Origin of the sequence: Chelatococcus composti (genome assembly GCF_014201415.1) — a bacterium.
GTDB classification, from domain to species: Bacteria; Pseudomonadota; Alphaproteobacteria; order Rhizobiales; family Beijerinckiaceae; genus Chelatococcus_A; species Chelatococcus_A composti.
Window position 1 is genome coordinate 531,544 of the sequence record NZ_JACHEH010000001.1, and the last position, 26,038, is coordinate 557,581.

The 26,038-nt window shown below is 67.4% G+C and carries 27 protein-coding genes; 22 read left to right on the top strand and 5 right to left on the bottom strand.

Features of this window, described 5'->3' with window-relative positions; all coding sequences use genetic code 11:
* Positions 1-8: 8 nt before the first annotated feature.
* Positions 9-626: a TetR/AcrR family transcriptional regulator gene (locus tag HNQ73_RS02590; protein WP_183331909.1), complete on the bottom strand. Its 618-nt coding sequence runs from the start codon at positions 624-626 to the stop codon at positions 9-11.
* Between the two features lie 62 nt (positions 627-688).
* Here HNQ73_RS02590 and HNQ73_RS02595 point away from each other — a divergent pair, with 62 nt between their 5' ends.
* Positions 689-1,615, top strand: a complete 927-nt coding sequence (locus HNQ73_RS02595; RefSeq protein WP_183331911.1) for an alpha/beta hydrolase family protein — start codon at positions 689-691, stop codon at positions 1,613-1,615.
* 17 nt (positions 1,616-1,632) lie between these two features.
* On the opposite strand, the gene HNQ73_RS02600 is transcribed toward HNQ73_RS02595, so the two are convergent.
* Positions 1,633-2,631: a Gfo/Idh/MocA family protein gene (locus HNQ73_RS02600; RefSeq protein ID WP_183331913.1), complete on the bottom strand. Its 999-nt coding sequence runs from the start codon at positions 2,629-2,631 to the stop codon at positions 1,633-1,635.
* A 270-nt stretch (positions 2,632-2,901) separates the two neighbouring features.
* Here HNQ73_RS02600 and HNQ73_RS02605 point away from each other — a divergent pair, with 270 nt between their 5' ends.
* The 9 genes from HNQ73_RS02605 (at position 2,902) to HNQ73_RS02645 (ending at position 12,626) form a co-directional block, all read left to right on the top strand.
* A complete protein-coding gene (locus tag HNQ73_RS02605; RefSeq protein WP_244649782.1) occupies positions 2,902-3,474 on the top strand; it encodes a hypothetical protein in 573 nt (190 codons plus the stop codon).
* A gap of 126 nt (positions 3,475-3,600) precedes the next feature.
* Positions 3,601-4,200 (top strand): HD domain-containing protein, encoded by a 600-nt coding sequence (locus HNQ73_RS02610; protein WP_183331917.1) that lies wholly within the window; start codon positions 3,601-3,603, stop codon positions 4,198-4,200.
* 134 nt (positions 4,201-4,334) lie between these two features.
* Complete coding sequence (locus tag HNQ73_RS02615; RefSeq protein WP_183331919.1) at positions 4,335-6,182, top strand: sensor histidine kinase; 1,848 nt, start codon at positions 4,335-4,337, stop codon at positions 6,180-6,182.
* Positions 6,179-7,519 (top strand): sigma-54-dependent transcriptional regulator, encoded by a 1,341-nt coding sequence (locus HNQ73_RS02620; RefSeq protein WP_183331921.1) that lies wholly within the window; start codon positions 6,179-6,181, stop codon positions 7,517-7,519. The genes HNQ73_RS02615 and HNQ73_RS02620 overlap by 4 nt, the downstream gene beginning before the upstream one ends.
* 200 nt (positions 7,520-7,719) lie before the next feature.
* Entirely contained in the window at positions 7,720-8,694 is a 975-nt protein-coding gene (locus HNQ73_RS02625; RefSeq protein WP_183331923.1) for a tripartite tricarboxylate transporter substrate-binding protein, read from the top strand.
* Between the two features lie 67 nt (positions 8,695-8,761).
* Positions 8,762-9,244: a tripartite tricarboxylate transporter TctB family protein gene (locus HNQ73_RS02630; protein WP_183331925.1), complete on the top strand. Its 483-nt coding sequence runs from the start codon at positions 8,762-8,764 to the stop codon at positions 9,242-9,244.
* A gap of 1 nt (position 9,245) precedes the next feature.
* Positions 9,246-10,751, top strand: coding sequence for a tripartite tricarboxylate transporter permease (locus tag HNQ73_RS02635; protein WP_183331927.1), 1,506 nt, complete (start codon positions 9,246-9,248; stop codon positions 10,749-10,751).
* A 200-nt stretch (positions 10,752-10,951) separates the two neighbouring features.
* Positions 10,952-12,028: an FUSC family protein gene (locus HNQ73_RS02640; protein ID WP_183331929.1), complete on the top strand. Its 1,077-nt coding sequence runs from the start codon at positions 10,952-10,954 to the stop codon at positions 12,026-12,028.
* 133 nt (positions 12,029-12,161) lie between these two features.
* Positions 12,162-12,626 carry a hypothetical protein gene (locus HNQ73_RS02645; protein WP_183331931.1) on the top strand — a complete coding sequence of 155 codons (465 nt, stop codon included), beginning with the start codon at positions 12,162-12,164 and terminating at the stop codon, positions 12,624-12,626.
* Here the strand turns inward: HNQ73_RS02645 and HNQ73_RS02650 are convergent.
* Complete coding sequence (locus HNQ73_RS02650; protein WP_183331933.1) at positions 12,607-13,425, bottom strand: IclR family transcriptional regulator; 819 nt, start codon at positions 13,423-13,425, stop codon at positions 12,607-12,609. The two genes, HNQ73_RS02645 and HNQ73_RS02650, sit on opposite strands and share 20 nt — an antisense overlap.
* Before the next feature lie 152 nt (positions 13,426-13,577).
* Here HNQ73_RS02650 and HNQ73_RS02655 point away from each other — a divergent pair, with 152 nt between their 5' ends.
* The 7 genes from HNQ73_RS02655 to HNQ73_RS02685 are packed head-to-tail and all read left to right on the top strand — an operon-like array spanning position 13,578 to position 20,179.
* Positions 13,578-14,630, top strand: coding sequence for an ABC transporter ATP-binding protein (locus tag HNQ73_RS02655; RefSeq protein WP_183331935.1), 1,053 nt, complete (start codon positions 13,578-13,580; stop codon positions 14,628-14,630).
* A complete protein-coding gene (locus HNQ73_RS02660) occupies positions 14,627-15,478 on the top strand; it encodes an ABC transporter permease (protein WP_183331937.1) in 852 nt (283 codons plus the stop codon). Before HNQ73_RS02655 ends, HNQ73_RS02660 begins: the two co-directional genes overlap by 4 nt.
* Positions 15,479-15,482: 4 nt before the next feature.
* Positions 15,483-16,277 (top strand): ABC transporter permease, encoded by a 795-nt coding sequence (locus HNQ73_RS02665; protein ID WP_183331939.1) that lies wholly within the window; start codon positions 15,483-15,485, stop codon positions 16,275-16,277.
* Between the two features lie 10 nt (positions 16,278-16,287).
* Positions 16,288-16,572, top strand: coding sequence for a (2Fe-2S)-binding protein (locus HNQ73_RS02670; protein WP_183331941.1), 285 nt, complete (start codon positions 16,288-16,290; stop codon positions 16,570-16,572).
* The gene (locus HNQ73_RS02675; RefSeq protein ID WP_183331943.1) at positions 16,569-17,942 is read left to right on the top strand and encodes an FAD/NAD(P)-dependent oxidoreductase; all 1,374 of its coding nucleotides are present in this window, start codon (positions 16,569-16,571) and stop codon (positions 17,940-17,942) included. Before HNQ73_RS02670 ends, HNQ73_RS02675 begins: the two co-directional genes overlap by 4 nt.
* Entirely contained in the window at positions 17,939-19,108 is a 1,170-nt protein-coding gene (locus HNQ73_RS02680; protein WP_183331945.1) for an NAD(P)/FAD-dependent oxidoreductase, read from the top strand. Before HNQ73_RS02675 ends, HNQ73_RS02680 begins: the two co-directional genes overlap by 4 nt.
* A 21-nt stretch (positions 19,109-19,129) precedes the next feature.
* The gene (locus HNQ73_RS02685; protein ID WP_183332228.1) at positions 19,130-20,179 is read left to right on the top strand and encodes an ABC transporter substrate-binding protein; all 1,050 of its coding nucleotides are present in this window, start codon (positions 19,130-19,132) and stop codon (positions 20,177-20,179) included.
* A 141-nt stretch (positions 20,180-20,320) separates the two neighbouring features.
* Here HNQ73_RS02685 and HNQ73_RS02690 read toward each other — a convergent pair whose 3' ends face one another.
* Together HNQ73_RS02690 and HNQ73_RS02695 are read right to left on the bottom strand one after the other, a co-directional pair.
* Positions 20,321-20,767 (bottom strand): DUF2141 domain-containing protein, encoded by a 447-nt coding sequence (locus tag HNQ73_RS02690; protein ID WP_183331947.1) that lies wholly within the window; start codon positions 20,765-20,767, stop codon positions 20,321-20,323.
* Positions 20,768-20,916: 149 nt separating this feature from the next.
* Entirely contained in the window at positions 20,917-21,381 is a 465-nt protein-coding gene (locus HNQ73_RS02695) for a hypothetical protein (protein WP_183331949.1), read from the bottom strand.
* 135 nt (positions 21,382-21,516) lie between these two features.
* Here HNQ73_RS02695 and HNQ73_RS02700 point away from each other — a divergent pair, with 135 nt between their 5' ends.
* From HNQ73_RS02700 to HNQ73_RS02720, 5 genes are all read left to right on the top strand, one after another.
* Complete coding sequence (locus tag HNQ73_RS02700) at positions 21,517-22,443, top strand: manganese catalase family protein (RefSeq protein ID WP_183331951.1); 927 nt, start codon at positions 21,517-21,519, stop codon at positions 22,441-22,443.
* 233 nt (positions 22,444-22,676) lie between these two features.
* Entirely contained in the window at positions 22,677-24,032 is a 1,356-nt protein-coding gene (locus tag HNQ73_RS02705; RefSeq protein WP_183331953.1) for a ferredoxin reductase family protein, read from the top strand.
* A gap of 61 nt (positions 24,033-24,093) precedes the next feature.
* A complete protein-coding gene (locus HNQ73_RS17820; protein WP_210304924.1) occupies positions 24,094-24,285 on the top strand; it encodes a hypothetical protein in 192 nt (63 codons plus the stop codon).
* 82 nt (positions 24,286-24,367) lie between these two features.
* Entirely contained in the window at positions 24,368-25,216 is an 849-nt protein-coding gene (locus HNQ73_RS02715) for a VOC family protein (protein ID WP_183331954.1), read from the top strand.
* A gap of 349 nt (positions 25,217-25,565) precedes the next feature.
* Positions 25,566-25,958, top strand: coding sequence for a GFA family protein (locus HNQ73_RS02720; protein WP_183331955.1), 393 nt, complete (start codon positions 25,566-25,568; stop codon positions 25,956-25,958).
* The last annotated feature ends 80 nt before the right edge of the window (positions 25,959-26,038 follow it).

Here is a 26,038-nt window from a genome sequence, read left to right on the forward strand (position 1 = left end):
CCTTGCCTTCATCGGGCGGCCGCAGCTTCGTGCGCCTTCGCTGCGGCCGTGAGCCGGGCCCGCACCAGGGTGGCGGCCGCCTCGCCGGCCGTTTCCATATAGCTCGGGTCGCGATGCAGCAGCACGACGGAAAAGGCCCCGTCGATGAGCAGGATGACCTGTCGCGCGAGCTGCCGGGCGTCCGCCTCCGCGATGCCGGCCGCCACGAACATGTCGCCGAGCCAGCCCTCTACCCGCTTCTTGTGCGCACGTCCGGCGACCATGGCCGGATGACCGGGCATGTTGACGAGCTCCACCGACGTGCGCAGGAAGCCGCACCCCTTCCACTTGGGATGGCGCGCCGAGCGGGCGAGGTGCTGGAAGATCGCCGCCACCTTGTCTGCCACGTCGCCGGGCGCCTCGTCGAACCATTGCCGGAACACGACGAGGTTGGGCTGGTCGCGCGTCTCGAGATACGCCGCGATCAGGTCATCCTTGCTGCGGAAGTGGTAGTAGAGCGTGCGCTTGGTGACGCCTGCCTTGTCGGCGATGGCGTCGACGCTGACGGCGCGGATTCCCTCTGCGTGGAAGAGCTTTACCGCAGCCTTGACGATGCGCTCGCGCGTGGTGGCAGACCTCTCACCCATGGCCCTATGTATACCGACTAGTGAATATACTCAACGGGCGGGCTCGCTCTATCTTCCGGCCCATGAACGAGCGAGCCCAGTTCCCCCCTGTCGTCGAGGACAGCGAACCCTGCGAGATCGTCTGCACGGACGGCGTACGGCTCGGCGCGCGGCTCTGGCCCGCACGTACGCAGAGCGTCGCCGGCAGCGTCATCATCAATCCGGCCACGGGCGTTCTCGCGCGCTACTATCACCGCTATGCCCGGTTTCTCGCCGGGCACGGCTTCGATGTCCTGACCTACGATTATCGCGGCATCGGCGCGTCGCGTCCGGACAGCCTGAAGGGCTGTGGCTATCGCTGGCGCGACTGGGGCGAGCGCGACGTCGAGGCGGCCATCAACCTGATGCACGTGTGCCGCCGGGCGGGGCCGCTGATTGTGGTCGGCCACAGCATCGGCGGTTTCCTGCCGGGCCTTGCGCGCAGCGCGCGCCTGATCGACCGGATGCTCACCGTTGGCGCGCAATATGCCTGGTGGGGCGACTATGCTCCGGAGCGGCGGCTCTTTCTCCTCTTCAAATGGCATGTCGCCATGCCGCTGCTGACGGCGGCGTGCGGCTACTTCCCCGGACGTCGCCTTGGCTGGCTGGAGGATCTGCCGGCCGGCGTCGCCAACGAGTGGAGCTTCCGCCGCCGGCGTTTCGAGCGGAACTATCCGCCCGCCGCGCGAGCGAACGTGCTGGCACGCATGGCGGCCGTGACGGCGCCGATCCTCGCCGTCACCGTCACCGACGACGAGTTCGGCACCGTGCCGGCCATTCGCCGCACGCTGCGCTACTACACGGGGGGCGAGCGGACCCTCGTCAGCATCGCGCCGGGCGACTACGGGCGCGCTTCCATCGGCCACTTCGGCCTTTTTCACGACAGCCACGCATCCGGCTTCTGGCTCGACACCCTGCTGTGGCTGCGCGAGGGCCGCAATCCCTGGCCCTGTCGCGTCGTCGCCGCTTGAGCAGCGCGCCCGGCTGGTCAGACCTTTTCCCAGGCGCCGCTCTGCGCCGAGCGGAAGAGAGCATCGAGAACGCGCATGTTGGCCACGGCATCGTCGACGCCGAATGCGAGCGGTTCCTCACCGCGCACAGCCCGCGAGAAGGCTTCGCCCTGCAGCGTGTACTGGTCACACGGCGGAAAGGAGACGACACGTGCCGCCGCGTCGTCGTGGGCCGTGCCGCTGTCGACCAGTATGCGCGTACCCTCCCCTTGCGGCGCGTTGAAGGGGATGCGGATCTCGATACGCCCCTTCGTGCCGAGCACCTCGACGCGCTGGAAGGGCACGAGCTGTGTCGAGACGGTAAAGACGAGCCGGCGCCCGCCGCCGAAATCGGCAAGACCGCTCGACAGCCGGTCCGTGCCGAAGGCCGGGTCGCGCTCCACCAGACTGACGACGCGCTGCGGTTCGGCCCCGAACAGAAAGCGCCCGCTGATGACCGCATAGCAGCCGATGTCGTATAGCGCGCCGCCGCCGATCTCTGCCTTGTTGCGGATGTTGGCCGGGTCGGTGTTGAAGTAGGAGAAGAGCACGTGGACGAGGCGCAGCTCGCCGACCTCCCCTGCCCGCACCATGTCGCGCACGGCGAGCCATTGCGGATGGTGGCGGATCATGAAGGCCTCGGCGATAAGCACCTTGTCGGCCGCCGCGCGCAGCTGCTCCGCCTCCGCGGCATCGAGCGCGACAGGCTTCTCGCACAGCACATGCTTTCCCGCCGCGGCTGCGGCGAGTGTCATCGGCACGTGCAGGTGATTGGGCAGCGGGTTGTAGACCGCCTCGATCTCCGGATCGGCGAGAAGCTCCTCGTAGGAGCCGTAGGCGCGCGCGATGCCGAGTGCGGAGGCCATGGCGCGCGCGGCCGCCGGATTGCGCGAGGCGACCGCAAGCACGTTGCACAACGGGCTCTTCATCATGGCGGGCACGACCTTCTCGCGGCCGATCTTGGCCGTGCTCAGGATGCCCCAGCGAACAGGTTCCACGGACCTTCTCCCTCGTCTGATGCGGTTATAAGGCGGCGCTTGCCGCCTCCGGCTGGCCCTTCCACAATGCCTCTGCCTCATCTTCCGAAAGGGGCGGCGGCTGGTCCAGCGCTTCGGATCGACCTGGCCGCGCCTGTCGCGCCCGGCGACGCCCGCGTTATAGTTGCGCAGAGCGGGCGCACGGCTCGCGCCCGACCGTGGCGAGTGTGCGAGGGCCGGATGATTGTCTGCCCGCCGGGAAGCCGTGTCAGGAGGAACGGCCGCCTGCCGTTGCTCCTCCTGTTGATTCTCGTCGCACTCGGCGGCGCCGGCCGAACCGCCACCGCGCAGGAGGTGATCCACGTCTGCCACGGCTACGGCTGCTGGTTCCGCACGATCCTCCATCTCGGTCCGGCCGACGCACGGCGTTTCGCCGCCATCTTCGCCTCCGGGCGACGGTCTCCGGCCGCTGAACGCGCGGCGATTGCCGCGGCGGTGCGCTATTTCGAGCGCCGCGTCTTCGACGTCATCGGCGTGCGGGACGAACCGGGCTCGCGCTTCGGCGCGTCGGGAGAACGCGGCCAGATGGATTGCATCGACGAGTCGACCAACACGCGCGCCCTCCTCCTCTATCTCGCCGGACGCGGGCTCCTGCGCCATCACACGGTCGGTGCCATCGCCTCGCGCGGCTTTCTTCTCGACGGTCGCTACTTCCATTCCACCGCCGTCATCCGCGACGCGGAGGGCACGGAATGGGCGGTCGATTCCTGGTATGCCCCGATGGGCGAAGCCCCCGACATCCTGCCGCTCGCTGAATGGAAGGCGCAGGGGTATTCCTCGAGGTCGGCACGCCAGGCGCATTGAGACGGTACCGCGATTTTGCAGTCGGAGCCTTCCAACCGGCGCCGCTGGCGTCGACAATCGGTCGGAAGAAATCACCACAGGGACTCGGCGCCCGGACGGCCGCCGGCTGGCCCGTGAGGATGACCCATGCAACCTGCAATCGACGACGACAGGCTTCGCGGCATCATCGATTTCATCCAGGCGGCCGAGCGGCTGAAGGATACGCTGCGCAGCGGGCGGACCTCCGGCGGCCGTGCCGAGAGCTCCGCCGAGCACAGCTGGCGCCTGTGCCTGCTGGTGATGCTGTTCGAGAAGGAGCTTGCCGGCTGCGATCTGCTTCGCCTGCTCAAGCTCTGCATCGTGCACGATCTCGGCGAGGCGATCTCAGGCGACATCCCTGCCATCGTGCAGCGCGGCGACGATGGCAAGGCGGTTCGCGAGCGAGCGGCCATGGCGCAGCTCTGTGCGCCCCTGCCCGCTGACCTTCGGCAGGACATCCTTGCCCTGTGGGACGAATACGATGCCGCCGCAACGCCGGAGGCCATCCTCGCCAAGGGCTTCGACAAGCTGGAAACGATGCTCCAGCACACCGTGGGCCGCAATCCAGCCGGGTTCGACTACGCCTTCAATCTCGCCTATGGCCTCCAGCACACGGCCCGCCACCCGCTTCTTTCCCAGATCCGGGCGATGGTGGATGAAGCGACACGGGCGCGCATGCGCATGGCGCGACACCATCCCGACGCATGACCGGCTGAAGCGATCGCGCCTTCCGGCTTGCTGGAAGGGGCAGCGCCGCAATCTGCCGTGTCTCAGAGCAGCAGGCGTTCGACTCCGTGTCAAAAGCCGGTCTATATGATCAGGCGGGAGGAACGACAGGTCGCATGAACCGGCACCGGCGGCGACATCTGATCATTTTGGGCGCGGTGGCATTCGCGCTGTGCCTGCTGATCGCCAGCTTCGGCCACCGTTACGCCACCGCGCTCTATCTCGACGAGGCGGCCGCACGCGGTCACAACACGCTCGGCCTCGCCGTCACGGCGCTGCGCGGCCAGCTCGCCCGCTACGAGAAGCTGCCCCAGCTCATTGCCGACGATCCGGACATCAAGCTGCTGGTGTCGAACCCGCAGGACCGGGAGAAGATCGATGAGGTCAACCACTTCCTCAAGCAGGTCAACCATCTGCTCGAGTCGTCCGACATCTACGTAATGCTGAACGACGGCGTCACCATCGCCGCGTCCAACTTCGACCAGACGCCGACCTTCATCGGCGAGAACTTCAGCTATCGCCCCTACTTCCACGACGCCCGGGACCACGGCGAGGGCCGCTTCTTCGCGCTCGGCACCACCTCCCTCAAGCGTGGCTACTATTTCGGCGCTCCCATCCGTACCGAGACGGGCGTCGCTGGCGTCGTTGCCTTCAAGATCGATCTCGATGCCATCGAAAGCTCCTGGCGGGGCAGCGATTACGAGATCATCGTCACCGACCGTGAAGGCATCATCTTCATGTCTGGCCGGCAGGACTGGCTGTTTACGGCCATCGAGCCTCTCACGCCGGACCGGCTGGCGCGCACGGCCGCCACACGCCGCTATGCGAATGCGCAGCTGCGGGAACTGCCGGTCACACGCTCGGCGACGCCGGACGGGCACGATCTCCTGACCGTCACGGACACGAAGGGTGCGCGGCAATACCTCGCCCTGAGCGAAGAGATGCCGGAGGCAGACTGGACGGTGCGCGTGCTGCTCGACACCGCGTCGGTGCGCGTGCAGGTGCTGACCACCATCGCGGCGCTGGTACTGCTCGTGGCGCTCGGCGCCATGGGCTTCGCCGTCTGGCTCGAGCGGCGCGCCCGGCTCGCGGAGCGGCTGCAGGTGCAGCGCGAAGCCCAGGAGGAACTGGAGCGGCGCGTCGCAGAACGCACGGCGGACCTCGCCAACGTCAACCACCTCCTGCAGGCGGAGGTCGCCGAGCGGCGCGCGACCGAGCGGGCACTGCGCAAGACCCAGGCCGATCTCGTCCAGGCGGGCAAGCTTGCCGCTCTCGGCCAGATGGCGGCGGCACTGTCGCACGAGTTCAACCAGCCGCTCGCCGCCGCGCGCACCTATGCTGACAATGCCCTCCTGCTGATCGCTCACGGGCGCAACGCCGAAGCCGCCGAGGCCATCGAGCGCATCGTCAGCCTGACGGAACGGATGGCCTCGATCAGCCGGCACCTGCGCAACTTCGCCCGCAAGCCCAACGAGAAGCTCGGGCCGGTGCGCCTCGACGACATCATCCACGACACGCTGGAAATCATGGGCTGGCGGTTGAAGGCGGCCGATGCGGATTTCGTCGTGAATCTCGGCCCCGGACCGCTGTGGGTGAAGGCGGGGACGGTGCGCCTGCAGCAGGTGCTCGTCAACATCATCTCCAACGCAGCCGACGCGGTGGAGGGAACGGAGCGGCGGACGATCACCCTCGCTGCGGAGCGCACCGGCGAGGGCAAGGTCGCCATCACGGTGCGGGATCACGGCCCCGGCATTCCGGCTGCCATTGCCGGCCGCATCTTCGACCCCTTCTTCACAACCAAGGGCGTAGGCAAGGGGCTGGGGCTCGGCCTCTCGATCTCCTACAACATTGTCAAGGACTTCGGCGGCACGCTTTCGGTCGAGCAGCATCCCGAGGGCGGCACCATTGCCACGATCGTCCTCGACGAGGAGCCCCCCGCCCAATCGCTGGAGGCCGCCGAATGAAGCAGCCCTGCGTGCTCCTGATCGACGACGAGGAGGATATCCTGCGCTCCATCCGGCAGGCGCTGGAGCTGGCTGGTTTCAAGGTGCGCGAGCTCACCTCTGCCGACGCCGCGCTCGATCTCGTCACACCCGGCTTTCCAGGCATCATCGTCTCCGACATCCGCATGCCGGGCATGGACGGCATGACGCTGCTGACGAGAGTGCGCGACATCGACGCGGACGTGCCCGTCATCCTCGTCACCGGCCACGGCGACGTGCAGCTCGCCGTGCGCGCCATGCGCGAGGGTGCCTACGACTTCATCGAGAAGCCCTTCTCTGCCCAGCATCTGGCGGATGTGGTGGCGCGCGCGCTCGACCGGCGCAGCCTCGTGCTGGAGAACAGGCTGCTGCGCGCCGCCGCCGGCAAGCGTGACGACCTCGAGACGCGCCTGCCCGGGCGCTCACAGGCGATGATCGACTTGCGCCATCGCCTGCGCGCCGTCGCCGGCACCGACGCGGATGTGCTGATCGTCGGCGAGACCGGTGTCGGCAAGGAGGTGGTCGCCCGCGCGCTGCACGACAACAGCGGCCGCGCCGACCGGCCCTTTGTCGTCATCAATTGCGCCGCCCTGCCCGCCAATCTCATCGAAAGTGAGCTGTTTGGTCATGAGGCCGGGGCGTTTCCCGGCGCCATCCGCGCCCGCTACGGCAAGTTCGAGCATGCGCGCGGCGGCACCATCCTGCTCGACGAGATCGGCCAGATGCCGCTCGACCTCCAGGCGCGGCTGCTGCGCGTCATCGAGGACCGGGTTATCGTCCGCCTCGGCTCCAACGAGCCGATCCCGCTCGACATCCGCTTCATCGCCACAAGCAAGGTGGAGCTTGAAGAAGAGGTAGCGGCGGGGCGCTTCCGCGCCGACCTGCTCTACCGGCTCAACGTCGTCACGTTGAGGGTGCCGCCCCTCGCCGCGCGGCGCGAGGATGTGCCGATCCTCTTTCTCCAGCTGCTCAGGGAAGCGGCCGGACGATACCGGCGCGAGCCCGTCGACCCGCCCCCGCACGTCATCGAGGCGATTGCCCGGCGCGACTGGCCCGGCAATGTCCGTGAGCTGCGCAACGCAGCAGACCGCTACGTCCTCGGGCTCGGCGTCGACGGGCTCGATGCTGCGGCTGAGGAACAGACGGGCCTGACCCTTGCGGAGCGCATGGCTCGCTACGAGAAATCGATCATCGCCAGCGCGTTGCAGGCACACGGCGGGGCGCTGAAGCCCGTCTACGAGGAGCTCGGCATCTCCCGCAAGACGCTCTATGAAAAGATGCAGCGCTATCGCCTCGGCCGGCGCGACGCTGCCGAGTGAGCGCGATGTGTCGGTCCCCACACATCTTCCGGGGCCGATGTTACGAAATCCACCCATCGAGATGATTTGATGCGCCAGGAGCCATCCGGCGTGCGACCGCCGGTGTTGAAAAGGCGTCGGCGCCGTTTCCTACTGCGCCCCAGGGCCGGCCGGGGATCACCCCGTGCCAGCCGTTCAAGAACGATCTCCGGGAGGAAGACATGAAGAAACTGCTTGCGACGCTTTCCATCGCCGCGCTGGCACTGTTGCCGCAGGTCGCCGGAGCCCAGACCTATCCCGAGCGCACCATCACGATGGTCGTGCCGTTCTCGGCCGGCGGCCCGACCGACACGGTCGCCCGGCTCGTGGCCGAGGCGATGAGCCGCGAGCTCGGCCAGCAGATCATCGTCGAGAATGTCGGTGGTGCGGGTGGGACGGTCGGTGCGGCCCGCGTCGCCCAGGCCGCGCCCGACGGTTACACGCTGCTCCTGCACCACATCGGCATGGCGACCAGCGCCACGCTCTATCGCAAGCTCCCCTACAACCCGCTCGAGTCCTTCGAGTATGCCGGCCTCGTGACCGAGGTGCCGATGACGATCATCGCCCGTCCGGATTTTCCGGCCGACGACCTGCAGGGTCTGATCGCCTACCTGAAGGAGCACAAGGACGACGTCACCTACGCCAATGCCGGCATCGGCGCGGCCTCGCACCTTTGCGGCATGCTGTTCATGAGCGAGATCGAGACGCAGCTCACCACTGTGCCCTACCAGGGCACGGGCCCGGCGATGACGGACCTGCTCGGCGGCCAGGTGGATGTCATGTGCGATCAGACCACCAACACGACCAGCCAGATCCAGGCCGGCGCGGTGAAGGCCTATGCCGTGACGAGCCCTGAACGCCTCGAGCAGCTGCCCGACCTGCCGACGGCGGCTGAGGGCGGCCTCGCCTCGATGCAGTTCGGCATCTGGCACGGTCTCTATGCGCCGAAGGGCACCGATCCGGCGATCATGGAGCGGCTCAGCCAGGCACTGAAGGTTGCGCTCAAGGACAAGAACGTCGTCGAGCGTTTCGCCGCCCTCGCGACCAAGCCGGAGCCCGAGGAAAACGCCACGCCCCAGGCCCTCAAGGCCAAGCTGGAATCTGAAATCGCGCGGTGGAAGCCGCTGATCGAGGCCGCCGGCGTCTACGCCGACTGATTGCCGCTTCGAAAGACTTGCCGACGCGACGGCCCGTCGCGTCGGCACTTTGCATCGGAGGGGAGCAATGACCTTCAACAGAAGCGATGTTGGAGCAGGGGCGATATTCGTCGGCATCGGCCTGTTCTTCGGCCTCATGACGCTCTACGGGCTCGACATCGGCACTGCGAGGCGCATGGGGCCGGGCTATTTCCCCATCGTTCTGTCGGGCCTTCTGGTCGTCTTCGGCATCACGACGATCCTGAAGGGCATTGGGCACGAGGATGTCGAGCGCGGGCCGCTGCCGTGGCGTGGCATCGCCATCCTTCTCGGCGTGCCAGTGATCTTCGGTCTGCTGATCCGCCCGCTCGGCATCGCGCCGGTGCTGCTCGTCACCACCTTCATCACGTCCTTCGCCAGCCGCCGCATGTCGCTGATCGTGGCCCTCCTCCTCTCCCTCGGGCTCACCGTCTTCTGCATCCTCGTCTTCGTTATGGGCCTCGGCCTGCCTCTGCGCATCTTCGGTCCGCTCGTCGAGCCCTGGACCCGGCCGATCTTCGGGGTGCGCTGAGATGGACCTGATTTCCAACCTCTCCCTGGGGCTCTCCATTGCCCTGCAGCCGCACAACCTGGCGTTCTGCTTCGTGGGCTGCCTGCTTGGCACCCTCGTCGGCGTGCTGCCGGGCATCGGGCCGACCGCGACCATCGCGATGCTGCTGCCGATCACGCTGGGGCTCGACCCGTCGACCTCGCTGATCATGCTCGCAGGCATCTACTATGGCGCGCAGTACGGCGGATCGACGACAGCGATCCTCATCAACCTGCCGGGTGAATCCTCCTCCGCCGTCACGGCCATCGACGGCTACCAGATGGCGAAGCGCGGCCGCGCGGGCATTGCGCTCGCCGCTGCGGCGCTCGGCTCGTTCTTCGCCGGCACGGTCGCGACTGTCGTCCTCGCCCTGTTCGCTCCCCCGCTGGCCAAGGCGGCGCTGAAGTTCGGCTCGCCCGAATATTTCTCGCTGATGGTCCTCGGCCTCGTCTGCGCCATCGCGCTGGCGCACGGCTCGATCCTGAAGGCGACGGCGATGATCATCGTCGGCCTGCTGTTCGGCCTCGTCGGTGCCGACCTCTATTCGGGAGCCCAGCGTTTTACCTTCGGCATCCCGGAGCTTTCGGACGAGCTCAATTTCGTTTCTGTCGCCGTCGGTGTCTTCGGCATCGCCGAGATCCTGCGCAACCTGCAGAACGAGACCGACCGCGACGTGATGGTGAAGAAGGTCACAGGCCTGTGGCCGACGCGCGAGGACTTCCGCCGCATGGCCGGCCCGGTCGTGCGCGGCACGGCGCTCGGCTCCATTCTCGGCGTGCTGCCGGGCGGCGGCGCCATCCTTGCCGCCTTCGCCTCCTACACGGTGGAAAAGCGCATATCGCGCAGGCCCCAGGAGTTCGGCAAGGGCGCCATCGAGGGCGTGGCGGGCCCGGAATCGGCCAACAACGCCGGCGCGCAGACCTCCTTCATCCCGATGCTCACCCTTGGCATTCCGGCCAATCCGGTGATGGCGCTGATGATCGGCGCGATGATCATCCAGGGCATCGTGCCGGGCCCCAACGTCGTCAACCAGAACCCCGAGCTGTTCTGGGGCATCATTGCCTCCATGTGGGCGGGCAACCTGATGCTGGTGCTGCTCAACCTGCCGCTGATTGGCCTGTGGGTGCGGCTCCTGACGATCCCCTACTACCTGCTGTTCCCGGCAATCATGGCCTTTGCCGCGATCGGCATCTACTCGATCAACTCCAACCCCTACGACCTCTACACGCTGACGCTGTTCGGCGCGCTGGGCTATGCCCTCGTCCGCTTCGGCTGCGAGCCGGCGCCGCTGCTTCTCGGCTTCGTGCTGGGCCCGATGCTGGAGGAGCACCTTCGCCGCGCCATGATCATCTCGCGGGGTGACCCCACGGTGTTCCTGACCCGCCCGATCAGCGCCGTGCTGCTGGTCATTGCGGCGATCGTGCTCGCCGTGGTGCTGATGCCGTCTGTGCGCAGGAAGCGTGAGGAGGTCTTCGTCGAGGAAGACTAGCCGCCGGCTCGCAAGAGGCTGGAAAAGCCCGTGTCGTCCTCGGCGGAGGCTCGGCGCGGGCTTCCTGCCGTGGCCGCAACCGGCGAGCAGGACGAAGGGCCTGCGCAAGCGCCCTGCCCTTTCCTCGGCGCCTTCCGTTCCCTCAGAATGCGAGCGACTGATCCGCCGCGCCTGCGGCGCGCGGGCTTGCCGGAGTCGCCATGATCGAGCAGCTTCGCCTTCGCCTCGATCCCATCCACCTGCGCCAGGCCGTGCGGGGGGCGATTGCCGCCATCGCAGCCTATGTCCTGGCCGAGGCCTGCGGCCTGCCCAAGGGCTACTGGTCGGTGCTGACGGCGGTGATCGTCATGCAGGCCACGCTCGGCGCGACGCTGAGCGCCACCGTCGACCGGCTGCTCGGCACCATGCTCGGCGCTGCCTTCGGCGTCGTCGGGGCGCTTCTGGCCGGCTCGTCCCAGCTGCGCACCGGTGTCGTCCTGCTCTTTGTCATGCTGCTGACGGTCTACATCGCCGCGCGCCGGCCCAGCCTGCGCCTCGGCTCGGTCACGGCGGCCATCGTCCTGTTGTCCGATCCCAGCCATGCCGATCCGCTCGGCGCGGCCTTCCAGCGCGTGGCGGAGATCGGCCTCGGAGCCGTGGTCGGCGTGCTCGCGGCCCTGCTGATCCTGCCCGCACGGGCGCGCGACCATCTGCGCGGAACGAGTGCCGAGGCCCTCGGCCTGTGCGGGGCGCTGCTGACGCTCATCGCCGCCCGGCTCGCGGGAGCGGATGAGAATCCGGCCACGCTCAACGAGCGCATCCGCAAGCTGCTGCGCAAGGGTGACGCCCAGATCGACGAGGCGCGGCGCGAGTGGCCGGGCGCCCCCGACCATCTCGACCCCGCCCCGATGCTCCGCTCGATCCGCCGGCTCTGGCACAGCGAGATCATCCTGCTGCGCGCCGCCCAGAGCCCACTCTCGACGCAGCTGAAGGCCGCCCTCGGGACGACGCTGGACGACGTCGTGGCGGCGGCAAGAGCGCGGATGGCGGACCTCGCGGTGGCTCTCGACGGGAAAAAGATGACGGGCGACGCGGCTGCCCTCGACACCGCCGTGGCCATGCTGCAGGCCAGCGTCGAGGCGCTGCGCGGAGAAAGCGGCCAGGGGCTCGACGGCCACGATTTCGGTCAAGCCTTCGCCATTGTCTTTGCTTTTGCTCAGATCCGCGACAATCTATCCGACCTGGCAGAAAGATTGCTTGAGCAGACGGGCGAGGCGGCGCCGCGACGGGCGGACTGAGCCTGGAGAGGCGCCACCGCCGCGGCCGATATTCGGCATTTGTTTAAACAAGAAGCGTAGCGTTCCCGCGTCCCTATACTGCGTTGACAAAATTTTTTTTGGGCTGTTATTCCATCCTCAAGGGGGGGGTGAAATGGCAATATTAAGAATCCGCGACAAGCGGAATGATCTATTATGCGTCGATCTCAAGGATTTGCTGCGCCTCTTGGCCCCCGAGTCGCTGGGGGCGACCTGGATCGTTTCCTCGATCAATTCTGAGCTCGGTCACGAGTGGTTCGACGCAACGGGCGAAGGTGGAGCGTTTCTGGAAAGCCTGGCCCACCGCAACGCCCGCCTCTGCGGAAGGCAGTTGACCGCGTTGGCGGAAAGGGCGCGGCAGGTTGTCTGGGGCGAGTTTGTCGGCTGGACGTCCGGCAAGACAGACCGGCCATGGGTCAGGATACGCGCGATCGACGGAATGTTCTACGATGTCGACTCCGACGACCCGGCCGTGCTGCGCAAGATCCGTGCGACTTATGAGGATGTCGAGCTGATCGCGACAGCCGACTGTCAGAACGAAAGCGGCAAACAGCCTGGGCTTACGGCTCGGCCTTGCTGAGGCTGCGGGAGGGATAGCGCAGCGAGGGGTCGAACGGGTTGATCTCGGCCCCGAGCTTCGCAGCTTCCGTCTGCAGCATATGCACCACGCTGGGCAACCGCTCCGGGCCGAGCCGTTCAGCAAGCGTGCCGATGCTGAGCGCCGCCACCGGATAGCCGCGTGCGTCGAAGACCGGGACGCCGAGGCCCGCCATGCCGGGGATGAGGCCGGTGTTTAGATTCACCCAGCCGAGCCTGCGCGCCTCCGCGATCGCCGCGCGTAACCCCGCTTCGTCGATAAAGCCGCGGTCGATGAGCCGCGGGACGTTGAAGCGGATGACCTCCTCCTGCTCCGCCTCGGGCAGGTGCGCGAGGATGGCGAGGCTGCCCTGCCCCAGACCGAGCGGCACGCGCCCGCCGATATCGCCCGTAAAGGAGCGGATGGGAAAAGGGCCTTCCACACGGTCGAGGCACACGGCGTCGTAGCCGTGCCGCACCAGCAGGAAGATCGTGTCGTGCAGCGAAGCCGCGAGGCGCAACAGGACTGGCCGCGCCAGATCGCGCAGGCCGTTGGCCTGCCCCGCCTTGGCCGCGAGCACGAAAAAGTCGAGTGACAGCCGGTAGCGCTTGCCGCCCGCCTCCTGTTCGACGAAGCCCTCCGCCATCAGGTCTTGCAGCGCCCGGTGGGCCGTCGGCTGCGTGCAGCCGGCGGCCTCGGCAATGTCCTTGAGGCGAAGCCCGGCCGGGTCGCCGTTGGCGATGATCCGCACCAGCGAGAGGGCACGGCGAAGGCTGGAGATCGGCGCGGCTGCTTCCGCCATGAGTCTTCGAAAACCATCGACACAGATCGCTCTGAAAATTTCATATGCCGGAATTTTGTCAACAAAAATTCGTCAATATGAAATTTTGAGTTGACCCGGCAGGCCCGGAGCGGCCTGCTTAAGAAAAGCTTAAAATTGCGAGGCAGGGTCAAATGGGCTTCCTGACGCTCGAAGGGGTGAGCAAGGTGTACGGCGGCGTCCCCGTCGTGCGCGATGTCAATCTGGCCGTGGCCAAGGGAGAGTTCGTCTCGCTGCTGGGCCCCTCCGGCTGCGGCAAGACAACGACCCTGCAGATGATCGCCGGACTGGTGGAACCCTCGGGCGGTCGCATCCGCCTCGACGGCCGCGACATCACGCAGGAGAAGCCCAACCGCCGCGGCCTCGGCATCGTCTTCCAGAGCTACGCGCTCTTCCCGCACATGACGGTGGCCGAGAACGTTTCCTTCGGCCTCGAGATGCGCAACGTCCCGCGCGCGGAGCGCGACAAGCGCGTCGCCGAGATGCTCGGCCTCGTTCACCTCGCCGACATGGCAGATCGTTATCCGCGCCAGCTCTCAGGCGGCCAGCGCCAGCGCGTGGCCATCGCCCGCGCGCTCGTCATCACGCCGCCGGTTCTGCTGCTTGATGAACCCCTGTCGAACCTCGACGCGAAACTGCGCGAGGAGATGCAGTTCGAGCTGCGCCGCATCCAGCGCCGTGTCGGCACCACCACCATCATGGTGACGCACGACCAGGCCGAGGCCCTCTCCATCAGCGACCGCGTGGTGGTGATGGAGGGCGGGCGCATGACGCAGATCGACGCGCCCTACCGCCTCTACGAACAGCCGGCGACGCCCTTCATCTCCACCTTCGTCGGCAAGATGAACCGCATCGCGGGCGTGTGGCGCGACGGCACGGTCACCGTCGGAAACGCCATTCTCGAGAGCGCGCCGGCCGACATTGCGCCCGGCACCGCCGTCACCGCCCTCATCCGGCCGGAGAAGCTGCGCCTCTGCCGGCCAGGCGAAGGCCGCCTCGCCGGGCAGGTGGCGAGCCGCTTCTTCCTCGGCGGTCACTGGCTGCTGACGGTCGCGACTGAGGCCGGCGAGATCATGGTATCGGTGCCGAACACCGGCGAGGAACCGGCGCGTGAAGGCGAGCCCGTGGGTATCGACTGGACGCCCGCCACCCTGCGTGTCGAGACCGCATCCGAGGTGGCGGCATGAACCGCTCGGTCGCCACGCCCTGGCTTCTCGTCGCGCCGGGCGCCTTGCTGTTCACGGGGCTCGTCCTCGTGCCGCTGGTGCTGACGGTGGTCCTGTCGTTCCTGGCGTATGACCACACCACGGGTATCCAGGACGAGTGGACGGTTGCCCACTATGTCCATGTCCTTACCGACGGCTACTACCTTGCCATCTTCTGGCGCACGCTGCGCCTCGCCGCGCTGACGACGCTGATCTGCGCCCTCATCGGTGCGCCGGAAGCCTACATCCTCTCGCGCATGGGCAAGCCCTGGCGCTCCATCTTCCTGCTCGTCATCATCGGTCCCCTGCTCGTCTCGGTCGTCGTGCGTGCCTTTGGCTGGAGCATGCTGCTCGGCTCGACGGGGCTGGTGAACGCCGCCCTGCAGGCCATCGGCCTCGGTCCGGTGCGCCTGCTCTACACCGAGACGGCCATCGTCATCGCGCTCGTCCACGTCATGCTGCCCTTCATGGTCATCCCGGTTTGGACAGCCCTGCAGAAGCTCGACCCGATGGTGGAGGCGGCAGCCTGGACGCTGGGCGCCTCGCGTTTCACGGCGCTGCGCCGTGTGGTGATGCCGCAGGTTGCCATGGGGCTGCTGTCGGGCAGCCTCATCGTCTTCGGCCTGTCGGCGAGCGCCTTCGCCATCCCCGGCCTGCTCGGCGGCCGACGCCTCAAGATGGCGGCGACGCTCGTCTACGACGAGTACATGCACGAGCTGAACTGGCCGCTCGGCGCGGCCATAGCCATCCTCGTGCTCGTGGCCAACCTCGTCATCATGCTCGCCTACAACCGGGCCGTCGAAGCGCGTGCCCGCCGCACGCTGGGGTGAGGCCATGCAGAAGAACGGTCCCATCGCGCTTCTCTTCCACGCCCTCGTCGTCGGCTTCGTGTTGGCGCCGCTCGTCGTCATATGCCTCGTGGCCTTCACGCCCGAGAACACACTGACGATGCCGACCACCGAGTTCTCGCTGCGCTGGTTCCGGGCGGTCTTCGAGCATCCTGACTTCGTCACGGCCTTCGGCAACTCGCTGTGGCTGGCGACAATCGCGGCCAGCCTCTCGGTCGCCATCGCCGTGCCGGCGGGCCTCGCCATCGACCGATACCGCTTTCCGGGGCGGGATGCGCTCAACGGCCTGTTCCTGTCGCCGCTCATCATTCCGCACCTGGTGCTGGGCGTTGCCTTCCTGCGGCTTTTCGCGCTCATCGGCGCGACAGGCTCCTTCCTCTGGCTGACGCTGTCCCACGTCATCATCGTCACGCCCTATGTGCTGCGCCTCGTGCTGGCGGCCCTCTCCGGGCTCGACCGCAGCGCCGAGCAGGCCGCGCTGACCCTGGGCGCCTCGCGCTTCACGGTCTTCCGCCGGGTGACGGTGCCGATGATCCTGCCGGGCATCAGCGGCGGCTGGCTTATCGCCTTCATCAACAGCTTCGACGAGCTGACGATGTCGATCTTCGTCACGTCGCCCGCCACCGTGACGCTGCCGGTGCGCATGTACATGTACGCCACCGAGTCCATCGATCCGATGATGGCTGCCGTCTCGGCGCTGATGATCGCGCTCACCGCGGTGGCCATGGTGGTGCTCGACCGCGTCTTCGGCCTCGACAAGATCCTCGTCGGCGAGAAGTGAGACACGGCTCATGTCGCTTTTCCAACGCATAGCGCGCCAGGACCACGCGCCCGTTCCCTTCATGCTCGACGGAAAGCCCTGCGAGGGGCGCGAGGGGGACACGCTGCTCACGGCCATCCTGACCAATGCCGACAAGGTGCGCGTCAGCGAGTTCTCGGGCGCGCCGCGCGCCGGGTTCTGCCAGATGGGCGCCTGCCAGGACTGCTGGGTGACGCTTGCGGACGGGGAGCGCGTGCGCGCCTGCACGACGCCGCTCGCCCCCGGCATGCACATCCTGACGGGGGCTTCCGCATGAGCCGCGCCCAGCCGCTCATCGTCGGTGCCGGCCCGGCCGGCGTGCGCGCTGCCGAGACGCTGGCGAAAGCCGGCCTTCGTCCGCTCGTGGTGGACGAGGCGCCCGCCTGCGGCGGCCAGATCTACCGCCAGCCGCTGGTGAAGGACGGGCGCGATGCGCACGACCTCTACGGGTCGGAGGCCGAAAAGGCGGAGCGCCTGCACCGCGCCTTCGCCGCCCTGTCGGGCCGCATCGACCACCTGCCGCGTGCGCTTGTCTGGAACCTGCGGGACGGCCGCGCCGACATCGCCGTCGATGGCGTGAACCGCACCGTCAACTATGACGGGCTCATCCTCGCCACCGGGGCGAGCGACCGTGTCCTGCCCGTGCCCGGTTGGACGCTGCCGGGTGTCTTCACCCTGGGCGGCTCGCAGGTGGCACTGAAGGGGCAAGGCTGCGCCATCGGCCGGCGGGTCGTCTTCGCCGGCACGGGGCCGCTGCTCTATCTCGTCGCATGGCAGTACATGAAGGCGGGCGTGCGGGTGGTGGCGGTGCTCGATGCGGCGCCGCTGTCCGCCAAGCGCAACCTGCTCGGCGGCCTCGCCCTTTATCCGGCCATCATCCTGCGCGGGGCACGCTTTGCTGCCGAGCTCAAGCTTCGCGGCGTGATGCTGCGCCATGGCATCTCGGACCTCTCCTTCGAGGGTAAGGACAGGGTTGTCGGCGTGCGCTGGCGCGAGAAGGGACGCGAGAACTACCTCTCCTGCGACGCCGTCGGCTACGGGCTCAACCTGCGTCCGGAGACGCAGCTCGCCGACCTTGCCGGCTGCGCCTTCATCTTCAACGAGCGCGACCGGGTGTTCGTGCCGCAGCGCGAGCCCTCCGGCCGCACCAGCGTGCGCGGCGTCTACGTGGCGGGCGACGGCGCGGGCATTGCCGGGGCAGACGCTGCGGAGCTTGCCGGCGAGCGGGCGGCCCTCGCGCTTCTCGAAGACCGCGGCCTGCAACATGCGGCCGGCCGGGCGGCCGAGCTCGAGCTCGAGCTCGCCAGGATCAGCCGCTTCCGCGACGTGATGGAGGCGGCCTTCCCCTTCCCCGCGCACTGGGCGGCCACCGTGGCGGACGACACGGTCGTGTGCCGCTGCGAGGAGGTGACGGCGGGCACGCTGCGCAGCTGCGTGCGCGATTTCGCGCTCGACGAGATCAACCGCCTCAAGGCCGTGAGCCGCGTCGGCATGGGCCGCTGCCAGGGCCGCTTCTGCGGCGCGAGCGCCGCCGAGATCCTGGCCGCGGAGACGGGACGCAGCGTCGCTGCCGTCGGTCGCCTGCGGGGCCAGCCGCCTGTCAAGCCCGTTCCGCTGACGCTGATACCGAGGGAGGCTGCGGAATGATGACGCCCCTTCGTGTCGATGTCGCCATCATCGGCGGCGGGCTCGTCGGCAGCTCGGCAGCCCTGGCGCTGCGCCGGATGGGCATGGATGTCGCGCTACTCGACCGGCGCTATTGTGGCGCGCAGGCAAGCGGCGTGAACTACGGGGGCGTGCGCCGGCAGGGGCGCCCGCCCGAGCAGTTGCCGCTCTCCCAGCGCTCGCACGCCATCTGGCCGAAGCTGAAGTCCCTCATAGGCATCGACGGCGAGTTCCTGCGCTCGGGTCACCTGAAGCTCGCGACGACCGAGGCGGACATGGCCTCACTCGAAGCCTATGCGGCGAAGGTTACCGACGCCGGCCTCGAGCTGGAGCTGATCGGCCACAACGAGCTGCGCCGCCGCTTCCCCTGGGTCGGCGACGCGGTGGGGGCGTCGTTCTGCCCCGGTGACGGTCACGCCAACCCGCGCCTTGTCGCGACCGGCTTTGCCGCGGCGGCACGTCGCGCCGGCGTGCATGTCCTCGAGAACACGCCCGTCACCGGCGTCACCCGCAACGGCGAAGGCTTCGTGCTGGAGGCGGGACAGGGCCTCAAGGTGATGGCCGGCACCGTCATCAACAGCGCCGGCGCCTGGGCGGACGAGTTCGCCGCCAGCTTTGGCGAGCCGGTGCCGCTCAAGCGCATCTACCCCTCGATGATCGTCACCGAGCCGATGGCGCCAGTCCTCACCGTCAACATCGGCATGGAGGGCGGCGGCATCTACGCCCGGCAGGTGGAGCGCGGCAACTGCATCGTCGGCGGCGAGCGGGGCGAGCCCCTTTCCGACCCCGACTTCTCGCGCCCGCGCTCGGACGGCGCCATGACCATCATGCATCGGGCGGCCACGCTGTTTCCCGGCCTCGCCAAGGCGCAGGCCATCCGCTTCTGGAGCGGCACGGAGGCCGAGATGCCTGACAGGAACCCGGTGCTCGGCCCGAGCCTGACGACGCCGGGGCTTATCCACGCCTTCGGCTTTTCCGGCGCCGGCTTCCAGATCGCGCCGGGCGTCGGTGAGGTCCTCGCCGAGCTCGTGCGTGACGGACGGACGCCGACGCCGATCGAGGCCTTTTCCATCGCCCGCTTCACGGCGGGCAGTCCTCCGGCCCGCACCACCGTCGGCTCGGGTGCGGGCGAGAAGCAAGAGCCGTAAGGAAGGGGAACCTGACACATGATGACCCACCGCATCATCCTCTTGGCCGGTGCCGCGGCCCTTGCCCTCGGCCACGCCACTGCCGCTTCCGCGCAGACGAAGACGCTCTACGTGGGCATGAACGGCGGCAACTTCGAGCGCGCCTACACGCAGGCGGTGTTCCCGCCCTTCGAGAAGGAGCACAACGTCAAGATCGTGGTCGTGCCTGGCACGTCCTCGGACATTCTCGCCAAGGCGACGGCGGCCAAGGACAATCCGCAGATGCACGTCATGTTCCTCGACGACGGCGTCATGGCCCGCGCCATCTCGGCGGGGCTGTGCGAGAAGCTGCAGCCGAGCCCGGAGCTCGACGAGATCCTGCCCGCCGCCCGCTTCAAGGATGACATGGCGGCTGGCGTCGACCTCGGCATGACGGGTCTCGCCTACAACAAGAAGATGTTCGACGAGAACGGATGGGCGCCGCCCACCTCGTGGATGGACCTCGCCGATCCCAAGTTCAAGGGCAAGGTCGTCTTCCAGTCCGCCTCGGCCTCGTCCTTCGGCCTGCACGCCTTCCTGATGTTCAACCGCATCCAGGGCGGCTCGGAGGACAACGTGGAGCCGGGCTTCGAGAAGTTCCGCGATACCATCGGCAAGAACGTCATCGAGTTCATCCCGAACTCGTCGAAGATCTCCGAAATGGTACAGACCGGCGAGGCTGCGATCTTCCCGCTGACGCCCACGGGCGTTGCCGGGCTGCAGGACAAGGGCATCCCGGTCGAGTACGCACAGCCGAAGGAAGGCTCGGTGCTGCTGATGGTGGCCGAGTGCGTCATCGCCAACAACTCGGAGCCGGAGCTGGCCCAGAAGCTCGCCGCCTACCTGCTGTCGGCGGACGCGCAGACGAAGGCGCTTGAGGCTGGCAACATCATCCCCTCGAACCCGAAGGCGACCGCCAGCACGCCGAAGGCCGAGGAGAAGCTCAAGAAGTTCCACGAGTACATGAAGACGGTCGTCACACTCGACTGGGATGCAATCAACGCCAAGCGGCCGGAGTGGAACAGCCGCTGGAACAAGACGATCGAGCAGTAAGCGCGGCTGGATGCCGGCGTGGCTCCACACGCCGGCAGGCTCGCGACGAAACGGCAACCCCGGCGGCCATCTGCCCGCCGGGGCTTTTTTCGTCCGCGTCCGGCCTCGTCGCGCAGGCCGGCCGGATGGCTGTTCAACAGGTCAATAGTTCAGGCGGATGTTGAGAGACACCGGCGCGTTCCCCACCTCGAATGCCGCGTCGTTAAAGCTCGGCTGGCCGAAAGTGATGGAGGGGTTGCGCGAGAAGCCGACGCCCTGCTTGGGCTTGCCGAACAGGCCGTACTGCAGTTGCATCTCGTTGTGCTCGGCATGAAAGACGGCGACCGCATACGTGCCGCTGGGCACGGACTTGAACGAACAGGTGGCGGTGCCGCCACTGACCTTGCCGACCGCCTCCCCCACCCGGTTTTCGGGCTTCGGAAAGCCCGCGGCCGAGGAAAACAGTCCGCAACGAACGACACCGTCATCGTTGCGCGCACCGGTCACGGTCACGTTGATCGGCCCGGCCACGGCCGTGGTGACCCAGGCCGACGCGCAGACGAGTGAAGCTATCAAGGCAAGCGGTTTCGAAACAAATCTGTGGCCCATGGTCACATCCTGCTTCCAGAAGCGAGCCGCCAGAGAATGGGCCGGCCCGTGCAGAATGCTCCGTAGGACAAACTGCCGCACTCGCAAAGCGGGCTCTTTTGCCTGCGTGCCGATTCCGGACCGGCCGGGTGCTGACGTGACGACAGCGCTCACTCCCCGATCAGCTTGCAGGCGATCTTTACCGGCGATTGGGCTGCAACCGCCACCTCGTCATCGAAGATGCCGCAATCGATGAGATTGAACGGGTCTCCGCGCCGCGCCGAGTACACGTTGGTGAGTACTCTCACTTTCCGGTCCTGCACCCAGTCGAGATGCTTGAGGGATATGCCCCGTCCCGTCACCGTGACGAGTCGTGTGGAGTTGTCGACCGTGTGATGCTCGGCGCCGAGGGAGATTCCCTCCTTGATCTCCTTCCTGGGAGCGTTGGGCGACGGATAGCCGTAATAGTAGGCGGCGACGACTATTTTCTCCTTGAGGGCCTGGAGCTTCTCCGCTGCCTTCGGGGTGAGCGTGAGCTCCACCATGAAAGCGAAACTGCTGTCCGTTGCATGGGACGGAGGCGCCGCTCCCATCAGCGCCAGGACGAAAGCAAGAGCCGCCGCAATCCGCCGCATTCCAGCCTCCCACGTCTCGGTCGTCCCGCAACCTGAAAGGCTAATACGGGTGATTCGACAAGTTGAGGCGCCGCCGTCTGGAACATCGCATGCGCTGTCTTGTTGGGACGGCTTCTGCAGCGATGGAGGTGTCCTATGTTCCTGCGTGTCGACAAGCTGCAAGTGGAGCTGCCCGCCCCCAAACGGCAGGACCCGAACGCCGCCGCCGCCCTCCAGGAGCTTCTGGGCGGCAAGTACGGCGAGATGTCCACTCTCGGCAACTACATGTTCCAGAGCTTCAACTTCCGCAGCAAGAGCAAGCTCCGCCCCTTCTACAGCCTGGTAGCAGCCATCACGGCAGAAGAGCTGGGCCACGTCGAGCTCGTCAGCAATGGCGTCGCCATGCTCAACAACGGCCCCGACGACGCCAACGACGATGAAGCCGGCGGGGCGGACATCTCGGACGCGCCCTTCGAGGACATGAAGGACATCCGTCTTGCGGCAGCCTTCCTCTCCGGCGGCGGTGGTGCCATGCCGGTCAACAGCAACGGGCAGTCCTGGAACAATGACTTCATCACCACAACCGGCAACGTGGTGCTCGACCTGCTGCACAACTTCCATCTCGAATGCGGCGCGAGGCTCCACAAGCTGCGCGTCTATGAAACCCTGACGGATCCGACCGGGCGCGAAGTTTGTGGCTATCTCTTGGTGCGCGGCTCGGTCCACGCCCACGCCTATGCCCTGGCGCTGAAGAAGATCACCGGCGTCGAGATCGAGAAGATGCTGCCGACGCCGAACATTCCCCTCGGCAACATTCCCGAATGCCAGAAGTATCTCGAGGAGGGCTCGCACCGCCGCCTCTATACCTTCAGCCCGGACGACTACAGGGAGATGGCCGGCATCTGGGGGAATGGCGAGGTGGCTCTGCCGGACGATCCACCGGGCGAGCTGACGGTTGTCGACGGCATGCCCGAGGGCGGCAAGATCCACCAGCTCACCGGCATCCCGTCTGCATTCACCCCGGACTATTCGCCCGAGGAGATGTTCGAGATCGCAACCAAGCTCTACAAGGCGTCGCGGTAGCAGGTTTGCGCCGCTGCCAGACAGGCCTGATTGCCATACATAGGCCGGAGCAACCTGCCCCCGGCTCGACCAAGCAGCCCGCCACAGCCCCGGCGGGCTGTTACATTTCGCCCTGGCGGAAGCCGCTGGCGGCGAACTCTTGATGTGCATCAACGATGTGGGTGGAGGTCGGATCAGATATTTGGAACTGGAACAAGTCTGAATCGGCTGTCGTCACGGCCGGGGAGCATCCGATGGTGCAGATCAAGGCAGTATTCTGGGGCGCTCTGGTGCTGCTCGCCGGCCTTTGGTTGATTGCCGATCCAGCGGCGCTCTTCCCCAGCGGTTTCTTCCCGCTTCGTGGCTCGATGGTGCAGCTTACCGGTGTGCTCGCCATGGGCTGCATGAGCCTTGCCATGATCCTCGCCCTGCGGCCGCGCTGGCCGGAGCGGTGGCTGGGCGGCCTCGACAAGATGTACCGCCTGCACAAGTGGCTGGGCATCGGTGCGCTGGTGCTGTCGGTCACACACTGGCTCTGGACTCAGGGGCCGAAATGGGCCGTCGGCTTCGGCCTGCTGGAGCGGCCGGTCCGTGGCCCGCGCGCGCCTGTCGACAACATGTTTCACCAGCTCCTGCTGTCGCAGCGCGGGCTGGCGGAAGACGTCGGCGAGTGGGCCTTCTATGCCGCCGTGGTGCTCATCGTCGTGGCGCTGGTCCGCTGGATCCCGTACCACATCTTCTACAAGACACACCGTCTGCTCGCGGCGGCCTATCTCGTGCTCGCCTTCCACGCCGTCGTGCTGCTCGAGTTCGGATACTGGCTCACCCCGCTCGGGCTCATGATGGCTGTGCTTCTCGCCTCGGGATCCGTCGCGTCCGTCCTGGTGCTGCTGCGCCGGGTCGGAGCCCAACTCAAGGCCGAGGGCCGGATCACTTATCTCCGCTACTATCCGGAGCTTCGCGTTCTCGAGGGCGAGATAGACATTCCGCAGGGCTGGCCCGGGCATAAAGCGGGACAGTTCGCCTTCGTGAGCGGCGATCCCACGGACGGCCCGCATCCCTTCACCATCGCCTCGGCCTGGCATCCGTCACAGCACCGGCTGACCTTTGTCGCCAAGGAGCTGGGCGACTTCACCAGCACCCTGCGCGACAGGCGCTATGTGGGCGAGCCGGTGACGGTCGAGGGGCCATATGGCTGCTTCACCTTCGATGACGATCGCCCGTGCCAGATCTGGGTCGGCGCCGGCATCGGCATCACGCCCTTCATCGCCCGCATGAAGGAGATCGCGCTGGAGCGGCAGAGCGCACCGGACACGTACCGCCCGCAGGAGATCCACCTGTTCCACCCCACGGCCGACTACAGCGAGGAGGCTATCGCCAAGCTTCAGGCAGATGCCGGCGCGGCCGGGGTGCAATTGCACGTTCTCTACGACAAGCGCGACGGGAGGCTGAACGGCGAGCGCATCCGCGCCGTGGTGACGGGATGGCGCGAGGCGAGTATCTGGTTCTGCGGCCCCTCGGCCTTCGGACGCGCGCTCAGGCAGGACTTCGCGCGCCACGGGTTCGACGTGTCGAAGCGCTTCCACCAGGAGCTGTTTGAAATGCGCTGAGCGTCGTCTCCGGACGCGCCGTCTGATTTCGTGCTATCCTCCCGGCTTGAAGGAGGCGCCGATGTCGAAAGCACGGAAGCAGGAAACCGAGCAGGAGGCTCTCGACAAGGAGCTGGACCGGGAGCTGGAGGGAACCTTTCCTGCGAGCGACCCGCCCAAGATCACGCGATCGTTGCCCAGTTCCCAAATCACGCCACGCCCGCATGGTGGTGCGGAGCCGGACGACGAGGCGTCCCGAAAGCCGAAAGGCTGATATCGGGGCTCACCGGCCAAGCGTGCCGCCTGACCGGCGCGATGCATGCTGGCGGAACCATCATGCTCGGAAGGCACATCCCATGACCGCATCCGAAACCTCCGCCGGCGCGCCCATGCGGATCGGCACGGTCGCCCTGACCGTGCGCGACCTCGATACAGTCAGCCACTTCTACCAGCAGGTCATTGGCCTTGCCCCGGTCGAGACCGGCACGGGGCGCGTCCGGCTGGGTGTGGGCGATGAGGTGTTGCTGGAACTGCGCCACGATCCGTCGGCCCCGCTGGCCGACCGGCGATCAGCCGGTCTCTTCCACAACGCCTTTCTGCTGCCGACGCGGGCGGACCTCGCCCAGTGGCTGCTCCACGCCGCCGAGCTGCGGGTGTTCCTGCAGGGCGCTTCGGACCATCTCGTGAGCGAGGCGAACTATCTCGCCGACCCGGAAGGTAACGGCATCGAGGTCTACTGGGACCGGCCCAGCGAGCGCTGGGAATGGCACAACGGACAGGTGAGAATGAACACCCTGCCGCTCGACCTCGACAGCCTCGTGGCCACGGCGACGCGGAAGTGGTCCGGCCTGCCGGCCGGCTCCCTCATCGGTCACGTCCATCTTCAGGTCGGCGCACTCGACAGGGCCGAGGCGTTCTATGCGGGGCTCCTCGGTCTTGATGTCGTCTGCCATTATCCGGGCGCGACCTTTTTCTCGACCGGCGGCTACCACCATCACATCGGCACCAACATCTGGAACAGTCGCGGCGCGCCGGTACGCCCGGAGCCGGTGACGGGGCTGGTGGATGTCGAACTCCTCGCGGATGCGGCGACGTTCGCGGCCCTGCGTGCGCGCCTGCCGGAGGAGCGGGCGGCCGAAGCGACGGCGACACGTCTGCCGCTGCGCGACCCGTGGGGCACGTCCCTGACGGTCGTGGCGCGCTGACGGCATCTGCGCTACGCCTGCGCGGCGGCCCGCTCGCCGTGCGATGCTCAGGGCTCGCCCCGGATGTCCTGCAGGCGCTTGCGGATCCGGGCGAAGGCATCAACCATCACGTCGAGCTCGTCGTCGCCGGTGTCGCGCAGCAGGACCAGTTCTGTCTCGGCCACGATGGCGCGGATCCTGCGACCGCCTCCCACCAGGACCGAGCGGTCCTCCGCCGGAGCGGTTCTTGAACCCGTTGCCTCGCGCTGCCCTGTCCGTCAGGTTTCCGGACGGGCGGCGGGGCGGGCCCTGCCGCTGCCTCGGCCGTGCCCATCATTCCGGTCGATGAGATGTTCAGAAGGAGGCGAGCATGGACCGTTTCACCGGGGGCTGCCTGTGCGGCAACGTGCGGCTCGTCGCATCGGGGCGCCCCTACAGGGTAGGCCTCTGCCACTGCCTCGATTGCCGCAAGCATCACGGCGCCCTGTTCCACGCCTCCGCCGTCTTTCCGCAGGAGGCGGTGACGATCGAAGGCGAGGTGCGCGACTATGCCGGGCGCTTCTTCTGCCCGCGCTGCGGCTCGTCCGTCTTTTCGCGCACCGGCGACGAGGTGGAGGTGAACCTCGGCTCCCTCGACGCACCCGACCAGCTGAAGCCCACCTACGAGCTCTGGACCATCCGCCGCGAGTCGTGGCTGCCGCCCTTCCCGCTCGCGCGGCGCTACGAGCGGGACCGGGACAGCACCGGCCGCCTCGAGGAATAGGCGGTATCGCAAGCGTGACCTCCTGCCCGGCCGGAACGATCTATCATCCGCCGGCCTATCATCCGCCGGCAAACACGGAG

Bases quoted from the DNA above. Each gene is read 5' to 3' on its own strand.
- HNQ73_RS02615 (WP_183331919.1), top strand. From the start codon at position 4,335: ATGAACCGGCACCGGCGGCGACATCTGATCATTTTGGGCGCGGTGGCA.
- HNQ73_RS02695 (WP_183331949.1), bottom strand. From the start codon at position 21,381: ATGCGGCGGATTGCGGCGGCTCTTGCTTTCGTCCTGGCGCTGATGGGA.
- HNQ73_RS02665 (WP_183331939.1), top strand. From the start codon at position 15,483: ATGCAGAAGAACGGTCCCATCGCGCTTCTCTTCCACGCCCTCGTCGTC.
- HNQ73_RS02640 (WP_183331929.1), top strand. From the start codon at position 10,952: ATGATCGAGCAGCTTCGCCTTCGCCTCGATCCCATCCACCTGCGCCAG.
- HNQ73_RS02670 (WP_183331941.1), top strand. From the start codon at position 16,288: ATGTCGCTTTTCCAACGCATAGCGCGCCAGGACCACGCGCCCGTTCCC.
- HNQ73_RS02650 (WP_183331933.1), bottom strand. From the start codon at position 13,425: ATGGCGGAAGCAGCCGCGCCGATCTCCAGCCTTCGCCGTGCCCTCTCG.
- HNQ73_RS02705 (WP_183331953.1), top strand. From the start codon at position 22,677: ATGGTGCAGATCAAGGCAGTATTCTGGGGCGCTCTGGTGCTGCTCGCC.
- HNQ73_RS02715 (WP_183331954.1), top strand. From the start codon at position 24,368: ATGACCGCATCCGAAACCTCCGCCGGCGCGCCCATGCGGATCGGCACG.
- HNQ73_RS02595 (WP_183331911.1), top strand. From the start codon at position 689: ATGAACGAGCGAGCCCAGTTCCCCCCTGTCGTCGAGGACAGCGAACCC.
- HNQ73_RS17820 (WP_210304924.1), top strand. From the start codon at position 24,094: ATGTCGAAAGCACGGAAGCAGGAAACCGAGCAGGAGGCTCTCGACAAG.
- HNQ73_RS02645 (WP_183331931.1), top strand. From the start codon at position 12,162: ATGGCAATATTAAGAATCCGCGACAAGCGGAATGATCTATTATGCGTC.
- HNQ73_RS02630 (WP_183331925.1), top strand. From the start codon at position 8,762: ATGACCTTCAACAGAAGCGATGTTGGAGCAGGGGCGATATTCGTCGGC.
- HNQ73_RS02675 (WP_183331943.1), top strand. From the start codon at position 16,569: ATGAGCCGCGCCCAGCCGCTCATCGTCGGTGCCGGCCCGGCCGGCGTG.
- HNQ73_RS02655 (WP_183331935.1), top strand. From the start codon at position 13,578: ATGGGCTTCCTGACGCTCGAAGGGGTGAGCAAGGTGTACGGCGGCGTC.
- HNQ73_RS02590 (WP_183331909.1), bottom strand. From the start codon at position 626: ATGGGTGAGAGGTCTGCCACCACGCGCGAGCGCATCGTCAAGGCTGCG.
- HNQ73_RS02700 (WP_183331951.1), top strand. From the start codon at position 21,517: ATGTTCCTGCGTGTCGACAAGCTGCAAGTGGAGCTGCCCGCCCCCAAA.
- HNQ73_RS02610 (WP_183331917.1), top strand. From the start codon at position 3,601: ATGCAACCTGCAATCGACGACGACAGGCTTCGCGGCATCATCGATTTC.
- HNQ73_RS02690 (WP_183331947.1), bottom strand. From the start codon at position 20,767: ATGGGCCACAGATTTGTTTCGAAACCGCTTGCCTTGATAGCTTCACTC.
- HNQ73_RS02635 (WP_183331927.1), top strand. From the start codon at position 9,246: ATGGACCTGATTTCCAACCTCTCCCTGGGGCTCTCCATTGCCCTGCAG.
- HNQ73_RS02620 (WP_183331921.1), top strand. From the start codon at position 6,179: ATGAAGCAGCCCTGCGTGCTCCTGATCGACGACGAGGAGGATATCCTG.
- HNQ73_RS02685 (WP_183332228.1), top strand. From the start codon at position 19,130: ATGACCCACCGCATCATCCTCTTGGCCGGTGCCGCGGCCCTTGCCCTC.
- HNQ73_RS02625 (WP_183331923.1), top strand. From the start codon at position 7,720: ATGAAGAAACTGCTTGCGACGCTTTCCATCGCCGCGCTGGCACTGTTG.
- HNQ73_RS02660 (WP_183331937.1), top strand. From the start codon at position 14,627: ATGAACCGCTCGGTCGCCACGCCCTGGCTTCTCGTCGCGCCGGGCGCC.
- HNQ73_RS02720 (WP_183331955.1), top strand. From the start codon at position 25,566: ATGGACCGTTTCACCGGGGGCTGCCTGTGCGGCAACGTGCGGCTCGTC.
- HNQ73_RS02680 (WP_183331945.1), top strand. From the start codon at position 17,939: ATGATGACGCCCCTTCGTGTCGATGTCGCCATCATCGGCGGCGGGCTC.